At 65.1% G+C, this 889-nt stretch carries 1 protein-coding gene; it reads right to left on the bottom strand.

Annotated features, from left to right (window positions below):
* Positions 1 to 142: 142 nt before the first annotated feature.
* A partial coding sequence (locus ACZ6QQ_RS18480) for a hypothetical protein (protein WP_465877612.1) occupies positions 143 to 889 on the bottom strand: 747 nt, incomplete at its 5' end.

Genomic DNA, 889 nt, shown 5'->3' with positions numbered 1-889 from the left:
AAAAAAACCCGAGAGGAAAAAAAAAAGCCCCTATTTTAGCACCCTCCTCGTTCCCACGGTAAAAGAAACCCCCCCCCCCCCGGGGGGGTGGGCGGGGGGGGGGGGGGGGCCCCCCCCCCCCCCCCCGCTCCAGGCTCGCCGTTTACGGTGTCAGGATTCGGAAGGTCGCCGAGCCGGTGGCAGCCGCGTACGGATCGAGAACCACCGTCCAGGTGCCGGTCGCGTTCAGCGTCAGATCGGCATACGTGGTACCGGAACCCAGCACAATCGAACGGGCGAGCACATTCGTCGGGCTGTACACGTACAGATACGCCGTACCGGAGTTCCAATTGCTCGCGGTCACGTCGACCCTGACCTGCTGGCCGTTGACGCCGGAGAAGGCATACGTGGCGTTCTGACCCCGATGGCCGATCGTGGTACTCACCGGAGTACCGGGAACCAGCGTGCCACCGCTGATGTCGTACGCCATCGTGAACGAGGCCGAACCGGTGGCGGCGCCGTACGGATCGAGCCACACCGTCCAGGTGCCGGTCGCGTTCAGCGTCAGATCGCCGTACGCCACACCGGAACCCAGCGCGATGGTGCGAGCGAGCACATTCGTCGGGCTATACACATACAGATACGCCGAACCGGAATTCCAATCGCTCGCCGTCACGTCGAACGTCACGTGCTGGCCGCTGGTGCCAGCGAAGGAGTACCTCGCGATCTGTCCCCGATAACCGATCGTCGTACTGACCCCGGTACCGGAGGTCAGTGCCCCGCCGTCGATGGCGAACGCCATCGTGAATGTCGCCGAACCGGTGGCGGCGCCGTACGGATCGAGCCACACCGTCCAGGTGCCGGTCGCGTTCAGCGTCAGATCGCCGTACGCCACACCGGAACCCAGCGC

This window comes from Micromonospora sp. NPDC049529 (assembly GCF_055586685.1).
Note: the sequence above shows the minus strand (reverse complement) of the source record. Positions and strands in the feature narration are given on the sequence as shown.